Below are 25,266 nucleotides of genomic sequence, written 5' to 3'. Positions count from 1 at the left end.
CCGCGCCCCTATCTTGCCGCTTCCAGCGCCGGGCGGATCGTGCGCTCATATTCCTGCCGGGTGATCGGCCCGGCAAAGCGCAAGACCACCTTGCCGGCGCTGTCGATCACATAGGTCTCGGGCACGCCATATACGCCCCATTCGATCGCCGTGCGCCCTGTCGGGTCGGCGCCCATCGTGGCATAGGGGCTGCCAAGTTCCTCAAGGAAGCCAAGCGCCTGATCGGGCTTGTCCTTGTAGTTGATGCCATGGATCGGCACGCCCTGCCCGGCAAGCTCGGTCAGGAACGGATGTTCGGCCCGGCACGGCGCGCACCAGCTGGCCCAGAAGTTCACCAGCTTCACCCCCGGCGCGGCCAGCAGCGCATCGGTGGTCAAGGGCGCGCTGCCCAGCTGCGAGACCTGCAACACCGGCGCCGCGCGCCCCACAAGGGTCGAGGGCAGCGCGTCGGGGTCGTCGCGGTACATGCCGAACAGGAACAGCCCGACCAGAATGCCGAACACCGCCGGCGGAATGAAGATCAGCCAGCGCATCGGCGCACGGCGCTTGTCCCCGGTCTCAGCCATCAGAGCCCTTCCCCTGCCTTGCCTCGATTTCGCGCAGCGCCGCCTTGACGCGCCCCGCGCGCCAGAAGGTCAGCCCGACCAGCCCCGCCAGCAATGCCAGCGTCACCCCATAGGACGACAGCACCGCAACGGCATATTTTCCAAGCTCGGGCATCAGGCCAGCCTCTCGCGTGCTTCCAGCGCCTTGATCCGGCGCAGACGAATTTCGGTGCGGGTGCGCTGCAGCACAAGCGCGACGAACAAAAGGACAAACCCTGCAATGCAGATCAGCAGCGGAAACCAGTAGACGTCCGAGACGTTTTCCCGCTTGTCGAGGCTGAGCGAGGCGCCCTGGTGCAGCCCCTGGTTCCAGAAGTTCACCGCATAGCGCGACAGCACCGCAAAGACCGATCCGACCAGGCACAGCACCCCGGTCAGATCCGCTGCCGTGTCGGGGTTGTCGATCGCCTCCCACAAGGCCACATAGCCCAGGTAGAACAGGAACAGGATCAGGAACGAGGTCAGCCGCGGATCCCATTCCCACCAGGTGCCCCACATCGGCTGACCCCAGAACGCCCCGGTGGCCAGCGCGATCAGCGTGAAGGTCATGCCCACCGGCGCCGCCGCCCGCGCCGCCAGCGCCGAGACATGATGGCGCCGCACCAGCCAGATCAGCGAGGCGATCAGCATCATCACCCAGGCATTGATCGCCATCATCGCGGCCGGCACATGGATGTAGATGATCTTGACGGTCGAGCCCTGCTTGTAATCATCGGGCGTGAAGAAGAACCCCCAGGCCAGCCCGCCCAGCAGACAGACAAGCGCAAGCGCCCACAGCCACGGCAGCACAAGGGCCGAGGTTTCCATGAACTTCCGGGGGTTGGCGTATTCCCACAGCGACATATGGCTTCCTTAGCGGGTTGCGGGTGGTCACTCAATCGGCCCGATGCCGCATCACCTGAGGTTGATGCGCAGCGCGGCGGCGGCGGCAAGGGGCAACAGGGCGACACTGCCCAGCGAAACCCCGGTCAGCAGCAACAGGGGCGTGGCCAGCGCCATCCCCTCGGCGCCGCGCCGGACGATCTCGGCCCCGAAGATCAGCGTCGGCACATAAAGCGGCAGGACCAGCAGCGAAAGCAAGAGGCCACCGCGTCGCAGCCCCACTGTCAGCGCCGCGCCAAAAGCGCCGATCACCGACAGGGCGGGCGTGCCCAGCAGCAAGGACACCACCAGCCAGGGCTGCGCCGCAACCGGCAAATGCAGCAGCACCCCCAGCACAGGGGCCGCAATCACCAGCGGCAGGCCCGTCACGATCCAATGCGCCAGCGCCTTCATCGCGACCGCCCCTTCCAGCGGCAGCGGGGCAGTGGCCAGCAGATCCAGCGAGCCATCCTCCCAGTCCAGCGCAAAGATGCGATCCAGCGAGAGCAGGCAGGCCAGCATCGCCCCCACCCACAGGATCCCCGGCGCGATCGAGGCCAGACGCCCGCCTTCGGGACCAACCCCCAGCGGCACGAGGACGCACAGGATCAGGAAGAACCCAAGGCCCAGCCCGAAGCCCCCGCCTGCCCGCACCGCCAGCCGCAGATCGCGGGTCAAAAGCGCCAGCATGGGGCCTCCGGTCCGCAGGTGGGCGGGGCGGTGGGGGCCAGACCGGCCCGATGGCGCGCGGGCTGACGCGTTTTTTGGGTATTTGTGGAAAGATGAAGCGAAAGGCTCATGCAAAAGCCTCGTCGAAGGCGCCCTTGCTGCCGCCTTGGCTGGGCGGTCGGGCCTTGAAGGGGGCAAGGTCGAGGATCTCGGCCTCGGCAAGGCCAAGGTCGATGTGGGTCGCGATCACCGCCGCACCGCCGTTTTCAAGATGCGCGCGCACCATGGCCGCGAACAGCGCGACCGATGCGGCGTCCAGCGAAACGGTGGGTTCATCCAGCGCCCAGACCGGGCGGCCGGTCAGCATCATCCGCGCAAGGCCAAGGCGGCGCTTTTGCCCGGCCGACAGGTTCTGCGCCGCGCGCGCCGCCAAGGGGCGCAGGTTCATCCGGTCGGTCGCCGTCTCGACCGCCGCGCGGCCGGTGCCAAAGACCGCCGCCCAGAACATCAGGTTTTCGGTCACGCTCAGCGTGGGTTTCAGCCCGTCGGCATGGCTGGCATAGGCGAGGCTGTCGGCGGCCAGCGTCACCTGCCCGTCCAGCGGCGGCTGCAAGCCCGACAGCGTGCGTAAAAGCGTTGTCTTGCCGCACCCGTTGGGGCCGCGCAGCACCAGCGCCTGACCCGGACCGACCCGGAAGCTCAGGCGCTCGAGCACCGCGATGCCGCCGCGGGCGATGGCAAGATCGCGCACCTCCAGCATGTCAGAGCGGCAACAGGGCCGCCGCGACCCGGCGCCCTTCGGCAAGGCAGACGTTGTAGGTGCGGCAGGCGGCTGGCGTTGCCATGATCTCGACGCCCAGCCCCTCTGCCTCGAGCGCCTCGCGCAGCGCGCGCGGCAGCGGGGCGATTTCGGCCCCCATGCCGCAAAAGATCACGTCGACCGATCCGGCCAGCGCCAGCAGCGCGGCCGCATCGTCCAGCCCGCCCCAGGCGCCGCCCCCGTCGGGCCGCACCAGCACCGGGCCGTGCAGCACGGCCCCGCCCACGCGGAAGAACCCCGGCCCATAGCCATCGACCGGGACCAGCGCGCCGAACTGCACCTCGGAGAGTTTCATCGGTTCAGCCTTTCCAGAACGGCAGCCCCGCGATGGCGGAAGCAGCGATCAGCCCCCAGGACAGCAGCCGGTAAGCCCGTGCCCGTTCGGGACGGAATAGGGCCGAACCCAACCCGTTGGCAAGGCTGAAGGGCACCAGCAGCATGAGCGATACTGTCGCAAGCGCCCAGGACAATTGCCCGCTGGCCCCCAGAACGCTGACAAGGCCCAGATCGACCATCAGCAGGAACATGGTCAGATTGGCCCGCACCTGCGCGATCGGCAGGGGGCTGGCCATGTAGTAAAGGATCACCGGCGGCCCCGGCAGGGCCGTCGCCCCGCCGACAAGGCCCGACATGAAGCCGGTCGCCATGGTCAGGGACCGCCCGCGCGGGCCATGCCAGCGCCAGCCCGCGACCAGCGCGGCCACCGTCGCCAGCGCGATCAGGCTGACAGACCAGCGGAACATCGACGGATCGACAAGGAACAGCGCCGCAACACCCAGCGGCAGGCCTGGCAACATGCCCAGACCCAGAAGCCCGATTTCACGCGGGGTTCCGGTGCGCAAGGCGCCCGGCAGATTGGCCAGCGGCCCCAGCAGATCCATCACCACCAGAACCGCCACGGCTTGCGCGGGCGACAGGACCGCCCCCGCAATCGGCATGTAGACCAGCCCCGAGCCAAAGCCCGAAAACCCGCGCACTAGGCCGGCCAGCACCGCGGCCAGCCCCAGAACCCACAGCCCCGGCAGGGCCAGCGCCTCGGCAAGGGGCTGCGGCATGGTCAGATCACGACGCCGCAGGCTCGGTCTTGTTCAGCACCTGGGCGATGGTCGACTTGACGACGCGCACCTTGATGCCATCGGCGATCTCGACCTCGACCTCGCCGTCTTCCTTGACCTTGACCACCTTGCCGATGATGCCGCCCTGGGTCAGCACGGTGTCACCGCGGCGCAGCGCCTCGACCATGTTGCGGTGTTCCTTCATCTTCTTCTGCTGCGGCCGGATCAGCAGGAAATACATGATCCCGAAGATCAGGATCAGCGGCACAAAGCTGGTGAAGGCGCCAGCAGCGCCGCCGGCGGTCTGGGCGAATGCGGGGGTTGCGAACATCGTCGTCCTTTCTGGTGGCCGCGTGCGGCCATGGCTCGTGGCCCGCGGACCTGCGGACCGGGGGCAATTGCGGCGCGCACCCTAGCTGCGAGGCGGACAGATGGCAAGGCGGCGCTCAGCCGCGCAGCAGCCCCGCCATGGCCGCACGCCAGCTGTCCGGCAAGGGTTCGGGCCGACGCGTTGCCGCATTCACATAGACGTGCACGAAATGCGCCTCGGCCGTCGCATGGTCGTCGTGGTTGCGAAAAAGGCCCACCTCCCAGCGCACCGACGATCCGCCCAGATGGCCGATCCGCAGCCCCGCCGTCACATCATCGGGAAAGCCCATCTCGGCATGATAGCGGCAGCCGCTTTCCACCACGAGGCCGATACGGTCCCCCGCCTTCAGATCCAGCAGGCCCGCACCGATCAGCCAGCGGTTCACCGCCGTATCGACCAGCCGGTAATGCACGGCATTGTTCATGTGGCCATAGCGGTCGTTGTCCTCCCACCGGGTCGGCACCGGCTGAAAGGCGGCGTAATCGGAACGTGCGGCAGGCGGCTGACGGCCCATGATGTCTCCTCTCGACCGGCGCCCCTCCGCGCCCGGAACGATCATCGCCAGTCAGGACCACAAGACAAGCCCGGGCCGCGCGAATTCAGCCTGCTGAAACGGGCGCCCCTTCATCTGTCCGAAAATATCCTCGGGGGGAGGCGCGCCTGCGCGCCGGGGGGCAGAAGGCCCCCCTGCCCGGCCCACCACAGGCACCAAAGCCTCAGCCCTGGGCCCAGCTTTGCCAGACATCGGCGCCGACAGTCCCTGCCGAGACCAGCCGGAACCGCGGCGCCTCGGCCAGCCGATCATGGCCCAGCACGCCAAGGCCCGCCCGGCCATCCGCGCCCAGCAACAGCCCGGCGCCAAAGACCTCCAGCCGGTCGACAAGGCCCGCCCCGACCAGCGCGGCGGCGAACTGGCCGCCGCCTTCGCAAAAGACGCGGGTCAGCCCTTCGGCCCCCAGCGCCTGCATCAGGGCCCCGGCGTCCAGCCCGCCTGCCCCGGCGCGGCACCCGATCAGCCGCGCACCGCGCGCCGCCCAATAGGCCCGGGCCTCTTCGGGGGCGTCGGGGCCATGGACCAGCCAGAACGGCCCGTGGGCAATCGCCGCCTCCATCCGCCCGCCGCGCGGCAGATCAAGGCGCGAGGCCGCGACGATCCGCACCGGCTGCGCGCCGATGCCAAGGCCGCGCACCGTCAGTTCGGGATCATCCGCCCGCGCGGTGCCACCACCGACCAGCACCGCATCGTGGCTGGCGCGCATCAGATGCACGCGGGCGCGCGCCTCGGGGCCGGTGATCCAGCGGCTTTCGCCGCTGGCGGTGGCGATCCGGCCATCGACCGACAGCGCCAGTTTCAGCGTCAGCATCGGCCGGCCAAGGGTGATGCGCGACAGAAAGCCCTGCTGCACCGCCCGCGCCTCGGCCTCCATCACGCCGGTCGTCACCGCGATCCCCGCCGCGCGCAGGATCGCATGACCACCGCCCGAGACGCGCGGATCGGGGTCTTGCAGCGCCGAGACGACACGCGCGACCCCGGCCGCCACCAGCGCATTGGCACAAGGCGGGGTCTTGCCATGATGGGCGCAAGGCTCGAGCGTCACATAGGCGGTGGCCCCGCGCGCGGCCGCGCCGGCCATGGCCAGCGCCTGCGGCTCGGCATGGGGGCGCCCGCCGGGCGCGGTGACCCCGCGCCCGACCACCACGCCATCCTTGACGATGACGCAGCCGACCGAAGGGTTCGGCCACACCCGCCCCAGCCCGCGCCGAGACAGCGCGAGCGCATGGGCCATGTGGCGCCCGTCGTCTTGGCTCATTCGTCCTCGCGCACCTTGGGGCGAAGCTCTGCCACGAAGCGGTCAAAGTCGCCGGCTTCCTGGAAGTTCTTGTAAACGCTGGCAAAGCGCACATAGCCCACGGTGTCGATCCGGGCGAGCGTTTCCATGACGATCTCGCCGATCACCTTCGAGGAGATGTCGGTCTCGCCCATGGATTCCAGCCGGCGCACGATGCCTGAAATCATCTGATCGATCCGCTCGGGCTCGACAGGGCGCTTTTGCATGGCGATGCGGATCGAGCGTTCCAGCTTGGAGCGGTCGAAATCCTCGCGCTTGCCAGAGGATTTGACGACGACCAGATCGCGCAGCTGGACGCGTTCATAGGTGGTGAAGCGGCCACCGCAGGCAGGGCAGAAACGGCGGCGGCGGATCGAGACGTGATCTTCGGCCGGCCGGGAATCCTTCACCTGCGTGTCGATATTGCCGCAGAACGGGCAACGCATGGGGGTCTTCCTTGTGGTTTATTGCTGCTCTGCCCCCGAGGATAGCGCAATATCGCATCCCTGCCAGCCGCCGCGCGCCCCGGCACCAGATATTGCCGCCCACCTGTGGCCAACGGGACTCAGCCCGCGACCATCCGCAAGGCGCGGGCCCGCGCCGGGGGGATGGCGCCGATTTCGAGGCCGGTGAACACATGCAGCGTGTTCAGATCGCCATCCACCACCGCATGATCCGACACCCAGCCCCCCATCATCAGATAGGTGCGCAGCAGCGGCGGCATGGTCAGCGCGGCGCGCCGCGCATCGGGTTCGCGCCGCGCAAGGCGGCGGGCAAAGCGGAAGACCCGCGGCGCCTTGACCCGCGGCAGCCAGCGGCGCGGCGCCAGATGGCCCGCGCGCAGCTTGGCAAAGGCATCGAGGTACGGGTCGGCCTCGGTTCCCTTGAACGAGGAACAGCCGAACAACATGCCGATCCCTTCGTCATCGACGAACCGTGTCAGCGCCCCCCAGGCGATGCGCAGGATGTCAGGATCGTGCCAGTCGGGGTGAATGCAAAAGCGGCCCATCTCGACCATCGGCTTGTCAAAGGCGCTGAGCGCGGCCAGGTCATAATATTGCGCGGAATAGCTGCGCCCGATCTCGCAGCCGGAATTGAGCGGCAGCAGGCGAAAGCAGCACACCAGCGCGCCCGAAGGCACGTCATGCACCAGCACATGGCGGCAGATCGCATCGAACCCGTCGGCATCCAGCCCCGCCGTGCCGCGAAAGCACAGCTGCCGCAGCGCCTGGGCCGCGGCGACCTCGCCTGCGGTCTGTGCAAAGGAAGCCGCATAGCGCCCCCTGGCCAATGTCAGCATCGACGCCCCCGCCCCCTGCATGGCCCCTTGCCTTGCCCCAGGATAGGCCCATCTTATGGCCGGGACATGACACCGGGCAAGGAGGCAACGCGCATGGACAAGGTGGTGAAGTCGGATGCCGAATGGCGGGCGCAACTGTCGGATCTGGCCTATGAGGTGACGCGCCATCACGGCACCGAACGCGCCGGCAGCCACGAGGGCTTTCCCAAGGTGCCAGGCACCTATCATTGCATCTGCTGCGATGCGCCGCTGTTCGATCAGGACACCAAGTTCGAAAGCTATTGCGGCTGGCCATCCTTTACGTCGGCCAAGGAAGACGGGCCGGTCGGCTATACCGAGGACACGCGCTACAACATGCGCCGGACCGAGGTGCATTGCACGCGCTGCGATGCGCATCTGGGCCATGTCTTCCCCGACGGCCCGCCGCCCACCGGCCTGCGCTATTGCATCAACGGTGTCGCGCTGCGGTTCGTGCCGGAGTGAGGCGGCGGGGGGCAAGGGGGCATTCTGCCCCCTCTTGGCCTGGCGGCCAATTCACCCCCTGAGGATATTTGCGGACAGATGAAAGGGCGCCGTCAGGCGCCGGTGGAGAGCGGCTGCGCGGCCGGAAAGACGAAGCAGCGATCGCGCCGGATCATCAACCACAGCACGGTGCCGGGGCGCGGCAGGAAGACGCCGGGGACGGCGGCGGTCAGGGTGGATCCATCGAACTCCATAAGGAACTCGACCAGGCTTTCGCGGCCAAGAAAGCGGGCGCGGGCGACCGTGCCGCGGGCGGGCGTTCCGTCCTGCGGGGTGGGGTTCGGGCCGCGGCCGGCGCGGTCAAAGTCGATCTTCAGATGCTGGGGCCGGATCACGATATCGACCGGGGCACCATCGGCATGGCCGGGCGTGAGGAAGGCGCCAAAGGGCGTTTCGGTCAGTGCCCCCCGCGACACCCCGCGGATCACGTTGATATCGCTGAAGAAGGCTGCCGCCGCCTTGTCGACCGGGGCATTGTAGATGTTGTAGGGCGCGCCGCGCTGCATGATGCGGCCACCGCGCATCAGGGCGATCTCGTCGGCCATGCGCATCGCCTCGTCGGGTTCATGCGTGACCAGCAGCACCGCCGTGCCGGTGTCCTTGAGCAGATCGAGCGTCGCATCGCGGATCCCGTCGCGCAGGCGATTGTCGAGGCCCGAGAAGGGCTCATCCATCAGCATCACGCGCGGGCGCGGGGCCAGGGCGCGGGCCAGGGCCACGCGCTGTTGTTCGCCCCCCGACAGCTCGTGCGGGAACTTGCTGGCAAAGCCGGGCAGGTTCACCCGCTCCAGCAGCTCGCCAATGCGGGCGCGGCGTTCGGGGCCTGGCAGATGAACGATGCCGAACCCCACGTTGTCGGCCACGCTCAGATGCGGGAACAGCGCGAAATCCTGGAACATCAACCCGACCGAGCGGCGTTCGGGCGGCACCTGTGCGCCTTGGCCGCACACCGTCTGGCCGTCGATCGCCACGATCCCGGCATCGGGCGTTTCGACCCCGGCGATCATGCGCAAGGTGGTGGATTTGCCGCAGCCCGACGGGCCAAGCAGGCAGGTCACCTGCCCCGCAGCGATTGTCAGCGATACATCATCGACCACCGCCCGGCCGCCAAAGCGGCGCACAAGGCCCTGGGCCGTCAGGCGGGGAGGAACGGGCACCGGACCGGCTTTCCTTATCCGAGTGAAAGACAAAGACTTGATCTGGCAGGTATCAGGCACAAGCCGGGGCCGCAAGCCTGCAATCGGTCTAGTCGTCGAGGCGCGCCGCGGCCAGAATCGGGCCGGGTCCGGCCTGCTGGACGATCACGACCAGCGGATCCGCGCCGGGATCGGGCGTCTCGATGCGCAGCGGTGCCTGGCCGGGCCAGTCGGCGATCGGCCGCCAGTCGGTGACGATGTTGCGATAGGTGATCGTCTGGCCCGCGTTCTCGCCGCGCTCGATCTCGACGGTTTCCTCGGGGTGATAGCGGACCAGCTGGATCACGGCCGCCTTGTCGAGGGGCGGGTCGGCATCGACGTCGATCACCAGCCCCCCTGCCCCGCTGGTCACGCTGAGGGTGACGCGCGGGGGGGTGGCCGCACGGGCCGTGATGCTGTCGATGATGGCCTGGGGGCGGGTGCCTTCGACCCGGTCCTGCCCGTTCACGATCACTTGCGGGGTGTAGATCATCCGCGCACTGGCGGCCCTTGCATAGCGCTTTTGCCGCTGGGTGAAGGCGGGCGCGGCAAAGCTGTCCTCCCAGCCGAGGTAATCCCAGTAGTCGACATGCAGCGCGAGGGCGATGACGCCCGGCTGATCGGCCAGTTCGGCAAAGAAGGCATCGGCTGGCGGGCAGGCAATGCAGCCTTGCGAGGTAAACAGTTCCACGACCACCGGCGCCTGCTGGGCCAGCGCCGCCGGTGCGGTCAATGCCCCAAGGGCCACCAGCGCCGCACACCCTGCCCTGCCCAGCCATGCCGCTGCCGTCATACCCAAGTCCCCTGCCGTGTCCCCTGACCGTCCTTAACCCGCCAAGGGGGGCGCCGCCAATCAAGGAATTGCGAGTGCGACCCAGCCTTTTTCCACGCCAGCGCGAGACGGATGCCCGCTTGTGCCTGCGCGGACGGCGCAAAGGCGCGCCCGGTTTCAGCCGATGCCGCCTTCGGGTCGGGCTGCGCCGCCATTCCCTGCGGCGCGGATCGGGGGCGGCGGGCAGGCGGACTTTTCGGTCCTGCCGGATGGATCGCCCCCGGGGTCTGACGGGCGATCCGATCCTGCCCCGACGCCTTGCCCTGCAGGCCGCGACAGTCCGTGATCTGCGCCCCCTGCGGCAAGGCCTGCCTTTGCGTTGGCAGAAAAACCCTGCAAGAGGTTGATCCACAAACCAGATTTCCCTAGGGTCAGGCCAAGCCGGTCGCATCTGGGGCCAAACTCATCAAGAATTCAGGGGGCCCGAATGCCGATTGTCCTGATCGACGGACAGCTGACCTATGTCCATGACTACATCGAAAACCCGTCGCTGACGGCGCTTGATGCCGGGAACGGGACGAATTTCACCGTCCTTTATGCCCCGGTGATCTGGGCGCTCAACGGAACCGACGGCGACAATCTTTTCGATCTGCAAGGCGTGCAGCAATACGGGGTGCGGGCCGGTTTCGGGTTTGCGCTGCATGATGGCAACGACACCTTCGTCGGCGCAAACTTGGACGACAGGGTCTATGGCGGCGCTGGCAGGGACTGGCTCAAGGGGCTTGGCGGCGACGACTATCTGGATGGCGGCGCCGGCAATGACCGGCTGATCGGCGGCGCCGGCAACGATACGCTGGTCGCCTCGGGGGGCGTCGACCGGATCTATGGCGGCAGCGGCACCGATACGGTCCTGTTCACCAGCAACAGCCAGACCTACACGCGCCTCTATCTGGGGGCCGAAAGCCTGGTGGAAACCATGGCCTCCAGCGTCACGACGACCACCCATGCGCTGAACGGCACCGACACCCGCGACATCCTGGATCTGAGCGGCATCACCTCGGGCAGCGGCAAGTTCATCTTCCGCACCTATGCCGGCAACGACGACTTCTTTGGCACGGCCGGCAACGATTCCGTCTTTGGCGGAGCGGGGAACGATCTGCTGGCAGGCAATGCCGGGAACGACACGCTGTTCGGTGACGCCGGGCACGATACGCTGCATGGCGGCTCGGGCCATGACCTGCTGAGCGATTCCATCGGCAATGGGCTGTTTTATGGCGATCAGGGCGATGATCGACTGTACAGCGGCTCGGGCAACGACACGCTTTATGGCGGCGAGGGCGACGACACCCTCAGCCCCGGCGCAGGAAACGACGTGATCTTTGGCGGCGACGGGTTCGATACCGTCATCGTGACCGCGAGCTTCAGCAATCGCCGGCTGGTGCTGGATGATGCGGCCTCGGTCGAGCATGTCGAGCTATCGGGCACGCGCAGCTGGATCGACGGCTCGCGCAGCGCAGACCTGCTCGATCTGTCCGGTGTCGCAAGTTTCAACAGATCCCCGACGATCTATCTGAACGAAGGCTTCGACACGCTTCGCGGCTCGGCAGCCGGCGAATTGGTCTATGGCGGCACGGGCGCGGATGACATTGCAGGCAATGCTGGTGCCGACACGCTGCATGGCGACGACGCGCGCGACACGCTGGGAGGCGGGGCCGGGGCGGACAGGCTGTATGGCGGCGCAGGCGATGACGTTCTGTCCGGCGACAGCGGCGACGATCTGCTGTTCGGCGGCACGGACCAGGATGCTCTTTCGGGCGGGGCCGGCAATGATACGCTGCAAGGCGATGCCGGAGACGATCGCTTGCACGGGGGCGCCGGCAAGGACCTGCTGGCCGGCGGCATCGGCAACGATACGCTGGATGGCGGCCAGGGGCGCGATACGATCAACGGCGGCGCAGGCCGCGATCTGCTGACGGGCGGCGCCGATGCGGATGTCTTTGTCTTCAGCCGCGCCGATGACAGCCCGAACAGCAGCTATCGCAGCACGATCAGCGATTTCGAATCCGGCATCGACAAGATCGACATCTCGGCGATCGGCACGGATCTTCGCTTCATCGGGGCCACGACCTTCGACGGCACGGCAGGCCAGGTGCGCTATTATGCCGGTGGCGGGCGGCTGCTGGCGGATCTGACCGGTGACGGGCTGGCGGATTTTTCGGTCAATGTCAGCGGCGCGCCCGATATCGGCGCAGGCGATCTGATCCTTTGACCGGCCGTGATGCGGCGGCTTGACGGATCCGCCGCATCGCGCGACGAATGATGCCCAAGATCGGGGCTGGATTTTCGGCATACAATTGCATACAAGGCCCTCGACTCCCCCGCCCCCGAACAGGGGTCAGGATCCCAGCACGACCGGACAGCCAGGAGGCCGCAGATGACCGTCACCGTCGGACATGACAGCCAGAAGACCCGCAAGACCCTTGTGGTCGGCGGCAAATCCTATTCCTACTATTCCATCCCCGCCGCCGAGGCCGCCGGTCTGGGCGAATTCGCCAAGCTGCCCGCCTCGCTCAAGGTGGTGCTGGAAAACATGCTGCGCTTCGAGGACGGCAAGACCGTCTCGGTCGATGACATCAAGGCGTTTTCCGACTGGGGCAAGAAGGGCGGCAAGAACCCGATCGAGATCGCCTATCGCCCTGCCCGCGTTCTGATGCAGGACTTCACCGGCGTTCCGGCCGTGGTGGACCTGGCCGCGATGCGCGATGGCATCAAGGGCCTGGGCGGCGATGTGCAGAAGATCAACCCGCTGAACCCGGTCGATCTGGTCATCGACCACTCGGTGATGATCGACGAATTCGGCAACCCGCGCGCCTTCCAGATGAACGTCGATCTGGAATATGAACGCAACATGGAACGCTACCAGTTCCTGAAATGGGGCCAGGGCGCGTTCGACAACTTCCGCGTCGTGCCGCCCGGCACCGGCATCTGCCACCAGGTGAACCTGGAATATCTGGCCCAGACCGTCTGGACCGATACCGACCAGAACGGCAATCTGGTCGCCTATCCCGACACGCTGGTCGGCACCGACAGCCACACCACCATGGTCAACGGTCTGGCCGTGCTGGGCTGGGGCGTCGGCGGGATCGAGGCCGAGGCCGCGATGCTGGGCCAGCCCGTGTCCATGCTGATCCCCGAAGTCGTCGGCTTCAAGCTGACCGGCAAGATGGTCGAAGGCACCACCGCCACCGACCTCGTGCTGAAGGTCGTGCAGATGCTGCGCAAGCATGGCGTGGTCAACAAGTTCGTCGAATTCTACGGCGAAGGCCTTGATCACCTGCCGCTGGCCGACCGGGCGACCATTGCCAACATGGCCCCCGAATACGGCGCCACCTGCGGCTTCTTCCCGATCGACGACGAAACGCTGCGCTATCTGCGCAACACCGGCCGCGACGAGGACCGCATTGCCCTGGTCGAAGCCTATGCCAAGGAAAACGGCTTCTGGCGTGGCCCGGATTATGACCCGGTCTATACCTCGACCCTGCATCTGGACATGGGCACCATCGTTCCGGCGATCTCGGGCCCGAAACGCCCGCAGGACTACCTGCCGCTGACCGACAGCGCCCGCACCTTCTACAAGGTCGTGGCCGACTATCGCGGCATCGACGTGTCGACCGACGCGCAGGACATGGGCGCCGAGGGCGGCGTTGCCGCGCCGGTCAAGGACGTGCGCAAGGTCGTGACGGTCGAGGGCAAGGACTATTCGATCACCGACGGCTCGGTCGTGATCGCTGCCATCACCTCGTGCACCAACACCTCGAACCCCTATGTGATGATCGGTGCCGGTCTGGTGGCTCGCAAGGCCCGCGCGCTTGGCCTGACCCGCAAGCCCTGGGTGAAAACCTCGCTGGCCCCCGGATCCCAGGTCGTAGGCGCCTATCTGGAGGCCGCCGGCCTGCAAGAGGATCTGGACGCCATCGGCTTCAACCTGGTGGGTTACGGCTGCACCACCTGCATCGGCAACTCGGGGCCGCTGGGCGATCCTGCGATCTCCAAGGCGATCAACGAGAACGATCTGGTCGCCGCGGCCGTCCTGTCGGGCAACCGCAACTTCGAAGGGCGGATCAGCCCGGACGTGCGCGCGAACTTCCTCGCCTCGCCGCCGCTGGTCGTGGCCTATGCCATTGCGGGCGACATGAACATCAACCTGACCACCGACCCGATCGGCCAGACGCCGGACGGCAAGGATGTGTTCCTGAAAGACATCTGGCCGACCAACAAGGAAATCGCCGACATGGTCCACGCGACCGTGACGCGCGATGCCTTCCTGTCGAAATACGCCGATGTCTTCAAGGGCGATGAAAAGTGGCAGGGCGTCGAAGTCACCGAAAGCGAAACCTACGACTGGCCGTCCAGCTCGACCTATATCCAGAACCCGCCCTACTTCCGCGGCATGTCGAAAAATCCGGGCGTGATCAATGACATCTCGGGCGCGCGCGTGCTGGCGATCCTGGGTGACATGATCACCACCGACCACATCTCGCCGGCCGGTTCCTTCAAGGCGACCACCCCGGCCGGGAAATACCTGACCGACCGTCAGGTTCCGGTGAAGGATTTCAACTCCTATGGCTCGCGCCGCGGGAACCACGAAATCATGATGCGCGGCACCTTTGCCAACATCCGCATCAAGAACGAGATGCTGGACGGCGTCGAAGGCGGCTACACCCTCGGGCCGGATGGTCAGCAGACCTCGATCTTCGATGCCTCGATGGCCTATCAGGAAGCCGGCACCCCGCTGGTGATCTTTGGCGGCATCGAATACGGCGCCGGCTCGTCGCGCGACTGGGCGGCCAAGGGCACGGCCCTGCTGGGCGTCAAGGCGGTGATCGCGGAATCGTTCGAGCGCATCCACCGGTCCAACCTGGTCGGCATGGGCGTCATCCCGTTCGAGTTCACCGGCGGCATGACCCGCAAGTCGCTGAACCTGAAAGGCGACGAAGTGGTCTCGATCGCGGGCCTTGCGGGCGATCTGAAACCGCTGTCGCTGGTGCCCTGCACCATCACCTATGCCGACGGCACGGTGAAGACGATCGACCTCAAGTGCCGCATCGATACGGCCATCGAGATCGAATATGTCGAGAACGGCGGCGTGCTGCACTATGTGCTGCGCAACCTCGCCTCGGCGTAAGCGCCTGAAAACCTGCGGAAAGGCGCCCCTTGGGGCGCCTTTTTCGTTGCGGATGCGGTGGGTCTTTCCCCTTTCGCCGCTGCAGCCGCCCGGATAGTCTGGCCCCCGTATCTTGGAGGTCGGAATGAGCATCGTGATCCTTGGCATCTTTGTCGCCGATACGGTCTATCGGGCGGAGCGGATGCCGAAGATGGGGGAAACCCTGATGGGACAGGGGTTTTTCCTGGGCCCGGGCGGCAAGGGGTCGAACCAGTCGGTGGCCGCGGCGATGGCCGGGGGACAGGTGGCCTTCCTGACCCGGCTGGGCCAGGATGCCTTTGCCGGCATTGCCCGCGACATCTGGGCCAAGGCGGGCGTTGTGCCCGTGGTGCGCGAAGACCCGGACAGCTACACGGGCGCGGCCTTCATCTTCTTGCAAGAAGGCACCGGCGCGAATGCAATCATCGTCAGCCCGGGCGCTGCGGGCCGTATTTCGGTTGCCGACATCGAGGCCGAGGCGGCCCGCATTGCTGCGGCCCGCGTGTTCGTCACGCAGATGGAACAGCCCCTGCCCCCGGCCGCCCGCGCGCTGCAGATTGCGCGCGCTGGCGGCGCGCTGACCGTGCTGAACCCGGCACCAGCGGCAGACCTGCCCGCCGATGTGATCGCGCTGTGCGATCTGCTGACCCCAAACGAGACCGAGGCCGAGGCGCTGAGCGGCATTCCTGTCAGCGACCCTGCCTCGGCCACGGCGGCGGCGGCGGCGCTGCTCGCGCGGGGGGCGGGCGCGGTGGTGGTGACGCTGGGCGCGCAAGGTGCGCTTTACCACGACGCGCAGCGCACGCTGCATGTGCCGCCGATGTCTGCCGGCCCGGTGCTGGACACGACGGGGGCGGGCGATGCGTTCAACGGCGGGCTGGCGGTCGCGCTGGCCGAAGGTCAGCCGCTGGAGCGGGCCTTGCGCTTTGCCACCGCAACCGCCGCGCTGTCGGTCACGCGGATGGGCACGGCAGCCGCGATGCCGTCCCGCGCCGAAATTGATGCCTTGCTGATCAAGGGATAAATTCATGCACCATCTCAAAGCCTTGTCCGTCAGTCTTGCGATGCTGATCCCGACCGGCGCCATGGCCCAGACCCTTACGGGGGGTGAGTGGCGGGTGGTCGATCTCGCGGGCGGCGCGCTGCCCGAAGGGGTCAGCCCCACGCTGAGCTTTGCGACCGAGGGCCGGGTTGCCGGGCATTCGGGCTGCAACCGGTTCACCGGCAGCTGGGTGCAGGACGGCACTGCGCTGACCTTTGGCGCCATGGCCAGCACGCGCATGGCCTGCGATGCGCCGCGCATGGAGACGGAGACCCGGATGCTGGCGGCGCTTGGTGCTGTCACCTCGGTCGCGCTGACGCCCGGCGGCGCGCTGGAGCTGCTGGGGCCGGCGGGCCTGATCATCCGCGCGGTGCGCTAAGGCCCTGCCCATTCCGGGCGCGCTGGTCTATACCGGCGCAGGCCCCGGATTCGGGCCGTGCGGACGTGGCGAAACTGGTAGACGCAGCAGACTTGAAATCATTGGGTGCCCGCGGGGAAACCCGCGGTGCAGAACCGCTCAAAGTCGGGGAACGCTTACGGGGTCACCGGCCCCCTGCCAATCCCGAGCCAAGCCCCGGCAACGGGGAAGGTGTAGAGACTGGACGGGCGGCGCCTGTAGCCTTGCGGGGCCATGGCGAAGGGACAGTCCAGACCACGAACGCCGAAAGGCGGCGGCGAAAGCCGAAGTGGTATGAAAATCTGCCTCCTTCCGGGAGTACGGGTTCGATCCCCGTCGTCCGCACCATTCCATCCGCGGCTGGCGGGTGGGACGGGGTGAACCCCGCCCTGCGGGGCTGCACCTACAGGGTTCGCGCGCGCAGATCGGCGGTTTCCGCCGCCAGCCAGTCGCGCAGGGCGGCGACCGGGGGATAATCGGCGCGCGCCTCGGGCCAGACCAGCCAATAGCTGCCGGTTCCGCTGACCGGCAAGCCGGGCAAGGGCACCAGCCGGCCTTCGTCAATCTCGGGCCGTGCGAGGAATTCGGGCAACAGCGCGATACCAAGGCCATGGATCGCGGCCTGGGTCATGGGGGCGAACTGGTCGAACAGCATCCCGCGCGGCAGGGGCGCGACCATGCCATGCGCGCGGAACCATTCGGGCCAGGCGGTCGGGCGGGTTTCGATCTGCAACAGCGGCAGGTCCTGCACATCTTCGGGCCGCCGGATCGGATGGGCCGCCAGGAAGTCCGGCGCGACACAGGCGATCAGCGTTTCATCGAACAGATGCAGATGCCCTGCCCCGCGCCAGTCATCGGCGCCGAAATGGATCGCGGCGTCAAACCCTTCGGCGGCAAAGTTGAACCGCTTGAGCCGGGTTGCCAGGTTGATCGTGATCCCCGGATGCGCCGACAGGAACGCTGGCAGGCGCGGCGCCAGCCAGCGGGTGCCAAAGGCGGGCAGGATGGCAAGGCTGAGCACCCCGCCCCCCGGATTGGCCGCCAGTTCCATCGAGGCCCGCGCCACCAGATCGAGCGCGCGCGTGATGTCGCGGCCATAGGCGCGCGCCGCCTCGGTCGGGATCAGGCGGCGCCGTTCACGCAAGAACAGCGGCTGGCCCAGCTGCGATTCCAGGTTCTGCACCAGCCGGCTGACGGCGCCCTGCGTCAGGTCAAGTTCCCGGGCGGCAGCGGCCGTCGAGCCGGTGCGCAACACCGCCTCGAAGGCGGTCAGCAGGCTGACCGATGGCAGGAAACGACGCGGGCGGCTCATGTCATATGTGTTTTGCGCATGGATTGACGCCCAGATAACGTTGGAACGCTGGGTTTGCCAAGCCTATACCTCATGCAAACCTGCAAGCCATGAGGAACGCCATGACCGAGCGCCCGAAACTGAAAGCCAAGGATGCCCCCGATCTGACCCGGTTCGACTGGGAAGATCCCTTCCGTCTGGATGCCCAGCTGACCGAGGACGAGCGCGCGATGCGCGATGCGGCCCGCGCCTATGCGCAGGAAAAGCTGCAGCCGCGCGTGATCAAGGCCTTTGCCGAAGAATCGACCGACCCGGAAATCTTCCGCGAAATGGGCGAGATGGGCCTTCTGGGCGTCACCGTCCCCGAGGAATACGGCGGGCTGGGTGCCAGCTATGTCGCCTATGGTCTGGTCGCGCGCGAGGTCGAGCGGGTGGATTCGGGCTATCGGTCCATGATGTCGGTGCAATCCTCGCTGGTGATGTATCCGATCTATGCCTATGGCTCGGAAGAGCAGCGCAAGAAATACCTGCCGAAACTGGCCTCGGGTGAATTCATCGGCTGCTTTGGCCTGACCGAGCCGGATGCCGGGTCCGACCCCGCCGGAATGAAGACCGTCGCGAAGAAGACCGCGAACGGCTATGTGCTGAACGGGTCCAAGATGTGGATCTCGAACGCGCCGATCGCGGATGTCTTCGTGGTCTGGGCCAAGTCCGAAGCGCATGGCGGCAAGATCCGTGGCTTTGTGCTGGACAAGGGCATGAAGGGCCTGTCGGCGCCCAAGATCGGTGGCAAGCTGAGCCTGCGCGCCTCGATCACCGGCGAGATCGTCATGGACAATGTCGAAGTCGGCGAAGATGCGCTGCTGCCTTACGTCGAAGGTCTGAAAGGCCCGTTCGGCTGCCTTAACCGCGCGCGCTACGGCATTTCCTGGGGCGCGCTTGGCGCGGCCGAGTTCTGCCTGCACGCTGCCCGCCAGTATGGCCTGGACCGCAAGCAGTTCGGCAAGCCGCTGGCCCAGACCCAGCTGTTCCAGCTGAAACTGGCCAACATGATGACCGAGATTTCGCTGGGCCTGCAGGCCTCGTTGCAGGTCGGCCGGCTGATGGACAGCGCCAATGCCGCGCCCGAGATGATTTCGATCGTCAAGCGCAACAACTGCGGCAAGGCGCTGGACATCGCCCGCTGGGCCCGCGACATGCATGGCGGGAACGGGATTTCCGAGGAATTCCAGGTGATCCGTCATATGGTGAACCTGGAGACGGTGAACACCTATGAAGGCACCCATGACGTGCATGCCCTGATCCTGGGCCGCGCGATCACCGGGCTGCAGGCGTTCTATTGAGGCAAGGGCGGGGGCTGCCGCCCCCGCACCCCCGCTTCAAGGGGGGCTCGCCCCCCTTGAAAATCCCCGAGGGTATTTGGGGAAGGTGATGCAGGCGGAGTGAGGCGCCTGAGGGAAACGATCCCGGACCGGACCCGCCGGGACAAGGGAGGGAGCCGCCAGTGCCGCGCTCGCAGATCGTTCACGACAATTTCCTGCGCCGGATCCCGGCCCGGGACTTTCCGGCCGGCAAGGCGCCGACACCGGGCCTGAGCCCCGAAGCTGCCGTTGCGATCTACCGCGCGCAGGTCGAAAGCCGGGCGCTGGATTTGCAGGCCCGTGCCATGCAGAAGGCGGGGCAAGGCTTTTACACCATTGGGTCTTCGGGACATGAGGGGATGGCCGCTGTGGCCGCCGCCCTGCGGGTCGAGGACATGGCCTTTCTGCATTACCGCGATGCGGCCTTTCAGATTGCCCGCGCCGGCCAGGTGCCAGGGCAGACGCCGGTCTGGGACATGCTGCTGTCCTTTGCGTCGTCGTCCGAGGACCCGATTTCGGGCGGGCGGCACAAGGTGCTGGGTTCGAAGGCACTGAACATCCCGCCGCAGACCTCGACCATTGCCAGCCATCTGCCCAAGGCGGTTGGTGCGGCCTATGCGTTGGGGCTGGCGCGGCGGCGCCCGCCGGAACATCGCTGCATGGCCGACGATGCGATCGTAATGTGTTCCTTTGGCGATGCCAGCGCCAACCATTCGACGGCGCAGGGCGCCTTCAATACGGCCGGCTGGACCGCCTATCAGCATGTGCCGCTGCCACTGCTGTTCGTCTGCGAGGACAACGGGATCGGCATTTCGACCAAGACCCCGGCGGGCTGGATCGAGGCGGGGTTCAGGGGCCGTCCGGGCGTGAAATACTTCAAGGCCGACGGGCTGGATATCTATGAGACCTATGCCGTGGCGCAAGAGGCCGCCGACTGGGTGCGCAGGCGCCGCAAGCCCGCCTTCCTGCATCTGCGCACCGTGCGGCTTTACGGCCATGCCGGGGCCGACCTGCCCACCACCTACATGGCGCGCGAGGAGGTCGAGGCCGAAGAGGCGAACGATCCCTTGCTGCATTCCGTGCGCCTGATGGCCGAGGCGGGGGCACTGGACCCGGATGCCGCGCTGCAAATCTATCTCGACACCCGCGAGCGGGTGGCCCGCGTCGCGGCCGAGGCGGTGACGCGGCCGCGGCTTTCGGATGCCAAGGGCGTCATGGCCTCGTTGATCCCGCCGCCGCGCGACTGCCGCCCCACCAACGGGCCGGGGGACGAGGCGCGGGCCGCGGCCTTTGGCCCCGAGATCAAGCAGCTGGCCGAGCCGCAGATCATGTCCAGGCTGATCAACTGGGCGCTGACCGATCTGATGCTGGAACATGGCGAGATCGTCCTGATGGGCGAGGATGTCGGCCGCAAGGGCGGGGTCTATGGCGTCACGCAAAAGCTGCAGGCGCGCTTTGGTCCCGACCGGATGATCGACACGTTGCTGGATGAACAATCCATCCTGGGGCTGGGGATTGGCCTTGCGCATAACGGCTTTCTGCCGATGCCGGAAATCCAGTTCCTGGCCTATCTGCACAATGCCGAAGACCAGCTACGGGGCGAGGCGGCAACGCTGCCGTTCTTTTCCAACGGCCAATACACCAACCCGATGGTGCTGCGCATCGCTGGCCTTGGCTATCAGAAGGGCTTTGGCGGGCATTTCCACAACGACAACTCGGTCGGCGTGCTGCGCGACATTCCGGGGCTGATCCTGGCGGTGCCCTCGGACGGGGCCGAGGCCGTGCGGATGCTGCGCGAATGCGTGCGCCTTGCGCGCGAGGAACAGCGACTGGTGGTGTTCCTGGAGCCCATCGCGCTTTACCCGATGCGCGATCTGCTCGAGGACAAGGACGGCGGCTGGATGCGGACCTATCCGCCCTTGGGCGAGCGGACGGCCCTTGGCACGGTGGGGGTGCATGGCGAGGGCACGGATCTGGCGATCGTGACCTTTGGCAATGGCGTTTATCTGTCGCGTCAGGCGCAGGCGGATCTGGCGGCCGAGGGGGTGGCGGCGCGGGTGATCGACCTGCGCTGGCTGAACCCGCTGCCCGAGGCGGCGGTGCTGGAGGCAGTCAAGGGCTGCGCGAGGGTGCTGGTCGTCGACGAATGCCGCCGCACCGGGGGGGGGCCATCCGAGGCGGTGGTCAGCGCGCTGACGCTGGCAGGCGTCACCGGCATCTCGCGACTGGCCGCCGAGGACAGCTTCATCGCCACCGGCCCGGCCTATGCCGCGACCATGCCCTCGCGCGCCCAGATCGTCGCGGCAGCGAAGGCGGCGCTGGCGTAACGCTCCCGCAGGGGGGCCGCCCTGACGGGCCGCCCCCTTTGGGCCGGGCGCCGCTGGCGCGGCGCGCCTCCGGCGGGGGGTATTTAAGGCAAGATGATGGGCGCATCCTGTCGCATCATCTTGCTACAAATACCCGGCGACATCGGCCAGAGGCGTGGCGTTCTGAAGGGCAGGCCATGATGGACAGGGCGGATGCCTCCGGCGGGGGTATTTGGCGAAAGATGAAGACAGGCGCGATGCATGTTTCACCTTTCTTCAAATACCCATTGAACAGTGCCGTTTGCCGGCCGGTCGAGGAGGAAGAGCATGAAGGCGGTGGTGGTGTGTCCGGGGCGTGGCACCTATGGCAAGGGCGAGTTGGGGTCGCTGCTGCGCCTGCATTCGGCCAAGCGGGATTTGCTGGCGGGCTATGAGGCGGTTCGGGCCGCCGCCGGGCAGGACAGTCTGGCGGCGCTGGACGGCGCGGCGCGGTTCGACGTTGCCCGGCACACGCGGGGAGACAATGCCTCGGCGCTGATCCATGCGATGACGGTTGCGGATGCGATGGACCTTGCCGGGGTCGAGGTGGTGGCGGTGACCGGCAATTCCATGGGCTGGTATTCTGCGCTGGCCGTGGCCGGGGCGCTGGCGCCGGTCGAGGGGTTCCGGCTGGCGAACGGGATGGGCGCCTTGATGCAGGCGGCGCTGATCGGGGGCCAGCTGGTCTATCCGCATATGGGGGACGACTGGCGCCCGGACCCGGCGCGCAAGGCGGAACTTCTGGCGCTGGTGGCCGAGATCGGCGCGCGGCCCTCGCACCAGCTGGCGCTGTCGATCGACCTTGGCGGGATGCTGGTCCTGGCGGGGGATGAGGCGGGGCTGGCGGCCTTTGAGGCCGCTGTCCCCAAGGCCGGGCAATTCCCGTTGCGGCTGCCGAACCATGCCGCGTTTCACACCGCGCTGCAGGCCCCCGTCGCGGCCAAGGGGCGGACGGCCTATCTTGGCCTGCCATGGCAGCAGCCGACCTTGCCGATGATCGACGGGCGGGGCGAGATCTGGTGGCCGCGATCAAGCGATCTGGGCGCGCTGGCCGAGTATACGCTGGGCCATCAGGTGGTCGCGGCCTATGATTTCACCCGCGCGATCACCGTGGCCGCGCGGGAATTCGCCCCGGATCTGTTCATCGTCACCGGCCCCGGCACCACGATGGGCGGGGCGGTGGCGCAAAGCCTGGTTCTGGCGAACTGGCAGGGGATGTCCTCGAAGGACGACTTCATGGCGCGCCAGGCCGAGCGCCCCGTTCTGGTTTCGATGGGGCGCGAGGATCAGCGGCCGCTAGTGACGGGGTGAGGGCGAGGGGCCAGCCCCTCGCCCTCCCCGATCAAGGGGGGCGGCTGCCCCCCTTGATGATCCCCCGCGGGTATTTTGGGCAAGATGATGCACAGCCTGGCGCATACCGCCGGAAGAACAAGACATTCTGACGAAAAAATCCACCATAGCGCGCAAGTTGACACGTCGATCCGGCAGGATCCTGCGCCACAGTGCCCCGGACAGGGCGCCTGAGGGCGCGGGAACGAAAGGGACAAGTCATGGCGTTCGAAAAGGTTGCGGTTCTGGGTCTGGGCAAGGTCGGCCATCTGGCGGCGGAACTGCTGGCCGGGGCCGGGTTCGAGGTGACGGGGATCGACGCCCGGGGCCTTGAGGGGGCGCCATTCCCGGTCAAGGCCGTCGACATTTCCAATGATGCCGCGCTGCGCAGCGCGCTGGCCGGGCAGCATGCGGTGCTGTCCTGCCTGCCCTATCATCTCAACATCGGTGTCTCGACCGTCGCCCATGGCATGGGGCTGCACTATTTCGACCTGACCGAGGACGTGCCCACCACCAATCACATCCGCAAGCTGGCGGAAACCTCGGCCGGGATCATGGCCCCGCAATGCGGTCTGGCACCGGGCTTTATCGGCATCGTCGGGGCCGATCTGGCAAGCCGCTTTGAAAAGGTGCGCTCGATTCGCCTGCGGGTGGGCGCATTGCCGCAAAACCCCACGGGCCTTCTGGGCTATGCGTTCAACTGGTCGCCCGAAGGCGTCGTGAACGAATACCTCAATGACTGCGAGGTCATCGAGGAAGGCACCCGCAAGATGGTCTCGGCCATGGAATGGCTGGAGACGATCTATGTCCATGGCGTCAAGCTGGAGGCGTTCACCACCTCGGGCGGGCTTGGGACAATGTGCGAGACCTATGCGGGCAAGATCGAGAACCTTGACTACAAGACCATGCGCTATCCGGGCCATGTGAAGCAGATGAACTTCTTCTTCCATGAACTTCTGATGCGCGAGAATCGGGCCGAGGCGGGGCGCATCCTGACCAATGCCAAGCCGCCGGTGGACGAGGATGTCGTCTATGTCCATGTCGCGGCCGAAGGCTGGGATGGCGGGCAGCTGAAACGCAAGGAATTCGTGCGCGCCTATTACCCGCTGGAAATCAACGGCACGCGCCGCACGGCGATTGCCTGGACCACCTCGGCCTCGGTCGTCGCGGTGATCGAGATGGTGCGCGCGGGCACCCTGCCCGCCAAGGGGTTCCTCAAGCAAGAGGATATTCCGTTGGCGCCCTGGCAGGCCACCCGCACCGGCGCGCTTTACGAGGCTGGCGCGCGGCGCTGAGCAAGGGGGGGCGGCGCCCCATGCCGCCCACCCTGGCGGTTCCGAGCCAAGCTGATGGCCGGCAGGGCCCCTGGATCTGGCGCAAGTGCTTGATCAAAGGATCACTTCAAAAGCCGGCACCGATATGTCAGCATCCGGGGCAACCGCCGCCGATTCCCGCGCGGCGGACCATCCGACAGGAGATGCCCCATGATCACCCGCCGCATTGCCCTTGGTCTTGCGACTGCCCTGGGCCTGACGCTGACCGCCCTGCCCGGCCTTGCTGCCGATCCGCTCAAGGTCGGGTCCTACCCGGCCAACCCGCCGTGGGAGACCAAGACCGAATCGGGCAAATTCGAAGGCTTCGAGGTCGATATCGCCACGGAAATCGCCAAGCGCCTTGGCACCACCGTGACGATCGAGGGCTATGACTTCACCGCCCTGTTCCCGGCCACCGCATCGAAGCGGATCGACATGGCGATTTCCTCGCTGACGATCACCGATGAACGGCTGGGCAGCCAGTCCTTTACCCAGCCCTATATCGAAGGCGCGCTGGGGCTGGCTACGAAATCGGGATCGGGCATTGCCAAGGTGGCCGACATCAAGGGCCGCACCGTCGGCACCGTCGCCACCACCTTTGCCGAGAAGTGGCTGACCGAGCGCAAGGACGAGCTGGGCTTCAAGGAGCTCAAGACCTATACCACCACCGCCAACATGCTGACCGACATCCTGACCGGCCGTCTGGATGCCGCGCTGAACGATGTGGTCGGCCTGCGCTATGCCGCAACCCAGATGAAGGGGCTGGACGTGCCCGATGAAATCGTGACCGGCGAGCGGTTCGCCATCATGATGACCAAGAACCACCCGCAGCTGGGCGCGGTGAACGATGCGATCTCGGCCATGAAGACCGATGGCACCATGACCGCGATCTTTCGCAAATGGTTCGGGGTGGACCCTGCCGCAGGCAGCCTGACCCTGACGCCGCTGCCTGTGCCGACCTCGGCCAGCAACTGACCTGACCGGCCCGCCCCTTGCGGCGGGCCATC

The 25,266-nt window shown here is 67.0% G+C and carries 25 protein-coding genes; 10 read left to right on the top strand and 15 right to left on the bottom strand.

The annotated features are described in order from the left end of the window. Window positions 1-8 precede the first annotated feature (8 nt). From G481_RS0101130 to G481_RS0101075, 12 genes are all read right to left on the bottom strand, one after another. Window positions 9-566, bottom strand: coding sequence for a DsbE family thiol:disulfide interchange protein (locus G481_RS0101130; protein ID WP_245594904.1), 558 nt, complete (start codon window positions 564-566; stop codon window positions 9-11). Further along, window positions 559-720, bottom strand: a complete 162-nt coding sequence (ccmD, locus tag G481_RS0101125; protein ID WP_154664489.1) for a heme exporter protein CcmD — start codon at window positions 718-720, stop codon at window positions 559-561. Before ccmD ends, G481_RS0101130 begins: the two co-directional genes overlap by 8 nt. Beyond that, window positions 720-1,448 (bottom strand): heme ABC transporter permease, encoded by a 729-nt coding sequence (locus tag G481_RS0101120; RefSeq protein ID WP_028028369.1) that lies wholly within the window; start codon window positions 1,446-1,448, stop codon window positions 720-722. The genes ccmD and G481_RS0101120 overlap by 1 nt, the downstream gene beginning before the upstream one ends. 51 nt (window positions 1,449-1,499) lie before the next feature. Continuing rightward, window positions 1,500-2,156, bottom strand: a complete 657-nt coding sequence (gene ccmB / locus G481_RS0101115) for a heme exporter protein CcmB (protein WP_028028368.1) — start codon at window positions 2,154-2,156, stop codon at window positions 1,500-1,502. Between the two features lie 106 nt (window positions 2,157-2,262). Beyond that, the gene (ccmA, locus tag G481_RS0101110) at window positions 2,263-2,895 is read right to left on the bottom strand and encodes a heme ABC exporter ATP-binding protein CcmA (RefSeq protein WP_028028367.1); all 633 of its coding nucleotides are present in this window, start codon (window positions 2,893-2,895) and stop codon (window positions 2,263-2,265) included. A gap of 1 nt (window position 2,896) precedes the next feature. Next, window positions 2,897-3,250: an Mth938-like domain-containing protein gene (locus G481_RS0101105; protein ID WP_028028366.1), complete on the bottom strand. Its 354-nt coding sequence runs from the start codon at window positions 3,248-3,250 to the stop codon at window positions 2,897-2,899. A gap of 4 nt (window positions 3,251-3,254) precedes the next feature. After that, window positions 3,255-4,010, bottom strand: coding sequence for a sulfite exporter TauE/SafE family protein (locus G481_RS0101100; RefSeq protein WP_028028365.1), 756 nt, complete (start codon window positions 4,008-4,010; stop codon window positions 3,255-3,257). Window positions 4,011-4,017: 7 nt separating this feature from the next. Then, window positions 4,018-4,341 (bottom strand): preprotein translocase subunit YajC, encoded by a 324-nt coding sequence (gene yajC / locus G481_RS0101095; protein WP_028028364.1) that lies wholly within the window; start codon window positions 4,339-4,341, stop codon window positions 4,018-4,020. Between the two features lie 115 nt (window positions 4,342-4,456). Then, on the bottom strand, window positions 4,457-4,894 hold the full coding sequence (locus G481_RS0101090; RefSeq protein WP_035024737.1) for an acyl-CoA thioesterase: 438 nt from the start codon (window positions 4,892-4,894) through the stop codon (window positions 4,457-4,459). 202 nt (window positions 4,895-5,096) lie between these two features. After that, window positions 5,097-6,191, bottom strand: a complete 1,095-nt coding sequence (gene ribD, locus G481_RS0101085; protein ID WP_245594903.1) for a bifunctional diaminohydroxyphosphoribosylaminopyrimidine deaminase/5-amino-6-(5-phosphoribosylamino)uracil reductase RibD — start codon at window positions 6,189-6,191, stop codon at window positions 5,097-5,099. Then, complete coding sequence (nrdR, locus tag G481_RS0101080) at window positions 6,188-6,655, bottom strand: transcriptional regulator NrdR (RefSeq protein ID WP_028028361.1); 468 nt, start codon at window positions 6,653-6,655, stop codon at window positions 6,188-6,190. The genes ribD and nrdR overlap by 4 nt, the downstream gene beginning before the upstream one ends. 119 nt (window positions 6,656-6,774) lie before the next feature. Then, window positions 6,775-7,509, bottom strand: coding sequence for a GNAT family N-acetyltransferase (locus G481_RS0101075; RefSeq protein ID WP_028028360.1), 735 nt, complete (start codon window positions 7,507-7,509; stop codon window positions 6,775-6,777). A gap of 93 nt (window positions 7,510-7,602) precedes the next feature. Here G481_RS0101075 and msrB point away from each other — a divergent pair, with 93 nt between their 5' ends. After that, window positions 7,603-7,992: a peptide-methionine (R)-S-oxide reductase MsrB gene (gene msrB / locus G481_RS0101070; RefSeq protein WP_035024733.1), complete on the top strand. Its 390-nt coding sequence runs from the start codon at window positions 7,603-7,605 to the stop codon at window positions 7,990-7,992. Window positions 7,993-8,084: 92 nt separating this feature from the next. Here msrB and G481_RS0101065 read toward each other — a convergent pair whose 3' ends face one another. Together G481_RS0101065 and G481_RS0101060 are read right to left on the bottom strand one after the other, a co-directional pair. Then, window positions 8,085-9,188 (bottom strand): ABC transporter ATP-binding protein, encoded by a 1,104-nt coding sequence (locus G481_RS0101065; protein WP_028028358.1) that lies wholly within the window; start codon window positions 9,186-9,188, stop codon window positions 8,085-8,087. An 88-nt stretch (window positions 9,189-9,276) separates the two neighbouring features. Next, window positions 9,277-9,999 (bottom strand): DUF1223 domain-containing protein, encoded by a 723-nt coding sequence (locus G481_RS0101060; protein ID WP_084450556.1) that lies wholly within the window; start codon window positions 9,997-9,999, stop codon window positions 9,277-9,279. 466 nt (window positions 10,000-10,465) lie between these two features. On the opposite strand from G481_RS0101060, the gene G481_RS26825 reads away from it, so the two are divergent. From G481_RS26825 to G481_RS24945, 4 genes are all read left to right on the top strand, one after another. After that, window positions 10,466-12,247 carry a calcium-binding protein gene (locus tag G481_RS26825; RefSeq protein ID WP_051294224.1) on the top strand — a complete coding sequence of 594 codons (1,782 nt, stop codon included), beginning with the start codon at window positions 10,466-10,468 and terminating at the stop codon, window positions 12,245-12,247. A 165-nt stretch (window positions 12,248-12,412) separates the two neighbouring features. Then, window positions 12,413-15,163, top strand: a complete 2,751-nt coding sequence (gene acnA / locus G481_RS0101050) for an aconitate hydratase AcnA (RefSeq protein WP_028028356.1) — start codon at window positions 12,413-12,415, stop codon at window positions 15,161-15,163. Window positions 15,164-15,287: 124 nt separating this feature from the next. Then, window positions 15,288-16,205, top strand: a complete 918-nt coding sequence (locus G481_RS0101045) for a ribokinase (protein WP_028028355.1) — start codon at window positions 15,288-15,290, stop codon at window positions 16,203-16,205. 4 nt (window positions 16,206-16,209) lie between these two features. Further along, window positions 16,210-16,602, top strand: coding sequence for an META domain-containing protein (locus tag G481_RS24945; protein ID WP_051294223.1), 393 nt, complete (start codon window positions 16,210-16,212; stop codon window positions 16,600-16,602). A 421-nt stretch (window positions 16,603-17,023) separates the two neighbouring features. Here G481_RS24945 and G481_RS0101035 read toward each other — a convergent pair whose 3' ends face one another. Next, complete coding sequence (locus G481_RS0101035; RefSeq protein WP_028028354.1) at window positions 17,024-17,932, bottom strand: LysR family transcriptional regulator; 909 nt, start codon at window positions 17,930-17,932, stop codon at window positions 17,024-17,026. 101 nt (window positions 17,933-18,033) lie between these two features. On the opposite strand from G481_RS0101035, the gene G481_RS0101030 reads away from it, so the two are divergent. The 5 genes from G481_RS0101030 to G481_RS0101010 all read left to right on the top strand — a co-directional run bounded on the left by G481_RS0101030 (window position 18,034) and on the right by G481_RS0101010 (window position 25,234). Further along, complete coding sequence (locus tag G481_RS0101030; RefSeq protein WP_028028353.1) at window positions 18,034-19,254, top strand: acyl-CoA dehydrogenase; 1,221 nt, start codon at window positions 18,034-18,036, stop codon at window positions 19,252-19,254. A 161-nt stretch (window positions 19,255-19,415) separates the two neighbouring features. Continuing rightward, window positions 19,416-21,599 carry a dehydrogenase E1 component subunit alpha/beta gene (locus G481_RS0101025; RefSeq protein ID WP_028028352.1) on the top strand — a complete coding sequence of 728 codons (2,184 nt, stop codon included), beginning with the start codon at window positions 19,416-19,418 and terminating at the stop codon, window positions 21,597-21,599. Between the two features lie 306 nt (window positions 21,600-21,905). Beyond that, window positions 21,906-22,928 (top strand): ACP S-malonyltransferase, encoded by a 1,023-nt coding sequence (locus G481_RS0101020; protein ID WP_028028351.1) that lies wholly within the window; start codon window positions 21,906-21,908, stop codon window positions 22,926-22,928. Between the two features lie 239 nt (window positions 22,929-23,167). Continuing rightward, entirely contained in the window at window positions 23,168-24,241 is a 1,074-nt protein-coding gene (locus G481_RS0101015; RefSeq protein ID WP_028028350.1) for a saccharopine dehydrogenase C-terminal domain-containing protein, read from the top strand. Between the two features lie 189 nt (window positions 24,242-24,430). Further along, complete coding sequence (locus tag G481_RS0101010) at window positions 24,431-25,234, top strand: ABC transporter substrate-binding protein (protein ID WP_028028349.1); 804 nt, start codon at window positions 24,431-24,433, stop codon at window positions 25,232-25,234. Window positions 25,235-25,266 lie beyond the last annotated feature (32 nt).

It is taken from the genome of Gemmobacter nectariphilus DSM 15620 (assembly GCF_000429765.1).
Classification (GTDB): Bacteria; Pseudomonadota; Alphaproteobacteria; order Rhodobacterales; family Rhodobacteraceae; genus Wagnerdoeblera; species Wagnerdoeblera nectariphila.
This window is presented reverse-complemented; position numbering and strand designations above follow the sequence as displayed.

Coding starts and splice junctions, on each gene's coding strand:
- G481_RS0101075 (WP_028028360.1), bottom strand. CDS start 7,509: ATGCTGACATTGGCCAGGGGGCGCTATGCGGCTTCCTTTGCACAGACC.
- ccmA (WP_028028367.1), bottom strand. CDS start 2,895: ATGCTGGAGGTGCGCGATCTTGCCATCGCCCGCGGCGGCATCGCGGTG.
- G481_RS0101090 (WP_035024737.1), bottom strand. CDS start 4,894: ATGGGCCGTCAGCCGCCTGCCGCACGTTCCGATTACGCCGCCTTTCAG.
- G481_RS0101100 (WP_028028365.1), bottom strand. CDS start 4,010: ATGCCGCAGCCCCTTGCCGAGGCGCTGGCCCTGCCGGGGCTGTGGGTT.
- G481_RS0101045 (WP_028028355.1), top strand. CDS start 15,288: ATGAGCATCGTGATCCTTGGCATCTTTGTCGCCGATACGGTCTATCGG.
- G481_RS0101105 (WP_028028366.1), bottom strand. CDS start 3,250: ATGAAACTCTCCGAGGTGCAGTTCGGCGCGCTGGTCCCGGTCGATGGC.
- G481_RS24945 (WP_051294223.1), top strand. CDS start 16,210: ATGCACCATCTCAAAGCCTTGTCCGTCAGTCTTGCGATGCTGATCCCG.
- G481_RS0101130 (WP_245594904.1), bottom strand. CDS start 566: ATGGCTGAGACCGGGGACAAGCGCCGTGCGCCGATGCGCTGGCTGATC.
- G481_RS0101060 (WP_084450556.1), bottom strand. CDS start 9,999: ATGACGGCAGCGGCATGGCTGGGCAGGGCAGGGTGTGCGGCGCTGGTG.
- G481_RS0101030 (WP_028028353.1), top strand. CDS start 18,034: ATGACCGAGCGCCCGAAACTGAAAGCCAAGGATGCCCCCGATCTGACC.
- ccmB (WP_028028368.1), bottom strand. CDS start 2,156: ATGCTGGCGCTTTTGACCCGCGATCTGCGGCTGGCGGTGCGGGCAGGC.
- G481_RS0101015 (WP_028028350.1), top strand. CDS start 23,168: ATGGCGTTCGAAAAGGTTGCGGTTCTGGGTCTGGGCAAGGTCGGCCAT.
- ccmD (WP_154664489.1), bottom strand. CDS start 720: ATGCCCGAGCTTGGAAAATATGCCGTTGCGGTGCTGTCGTCCTATGGG.
- G481_RS0101035 (WP_028028354.1), bottom strand. CDS start 17,932: ATGAGCCGCCCGCGTCGTTTCCTGCCATCGGTCAGCCTGCTGACCGCC.
- G481_RS26825 (WP_051294224.1), top strand. CDS start 10,466: ATGCCGATTGTCCTGATCGACGGACAGCTGACCTATGTCCATGACTAC.
- G481_RS0101010 (WP_028028349.1), top strand. CDS start 24,431: ATGATCACCCGCCGCATTGCCCTTGGTCTTGCGACTGCCCTGGGCCTG.
- nrdR (WP_028028361.1), bottom strand. CDS start 6,655: ATGCGTTGCCCGTTCTGCGGCAATATCGACACGCAGGTGAAGGATTCC.
- ribD (WP_245594903.1), bottom strand. CDS start 6,191: ATGAGCCAAGACGACGGGCGCCACATGGCCCATGCGCTCGCGCTGTCT.
- yajC (WP_028028364.1), bottom strand. CDS start 4,341: ATGTTCGCAACCCCCGCATTCGCCCAGACCGCCGGCGGCGCTGCTGGC.
- G481_RS0101120 (WP_028028369.1), bottom strand. CDS start 1,448: ATGTCGCTGTGGGAATACGCCAACCCCCGGAAGTTCATGGAAACCTCG.
- acnA (WP_028028356.1), top strand. CDS start 12,413: ATGACCGTCACCGTCGGACATGACAGCCAGAAGACCCGCAAGACCCTT.
- msrB (WP_035024733.1), top strand. CDS start 7,603: ATGGACAAGGTGGTGAAGTCGGATGCCGAATGGCGGGCGCAACTGTCG.
- G481_RS0101020 (WP_028028351.1), top strand. CDS start 21,906: ATGAAGGCGGTGGTGGTGTGTCCGGGGCGTGGCACCTATGGCAAGGGC.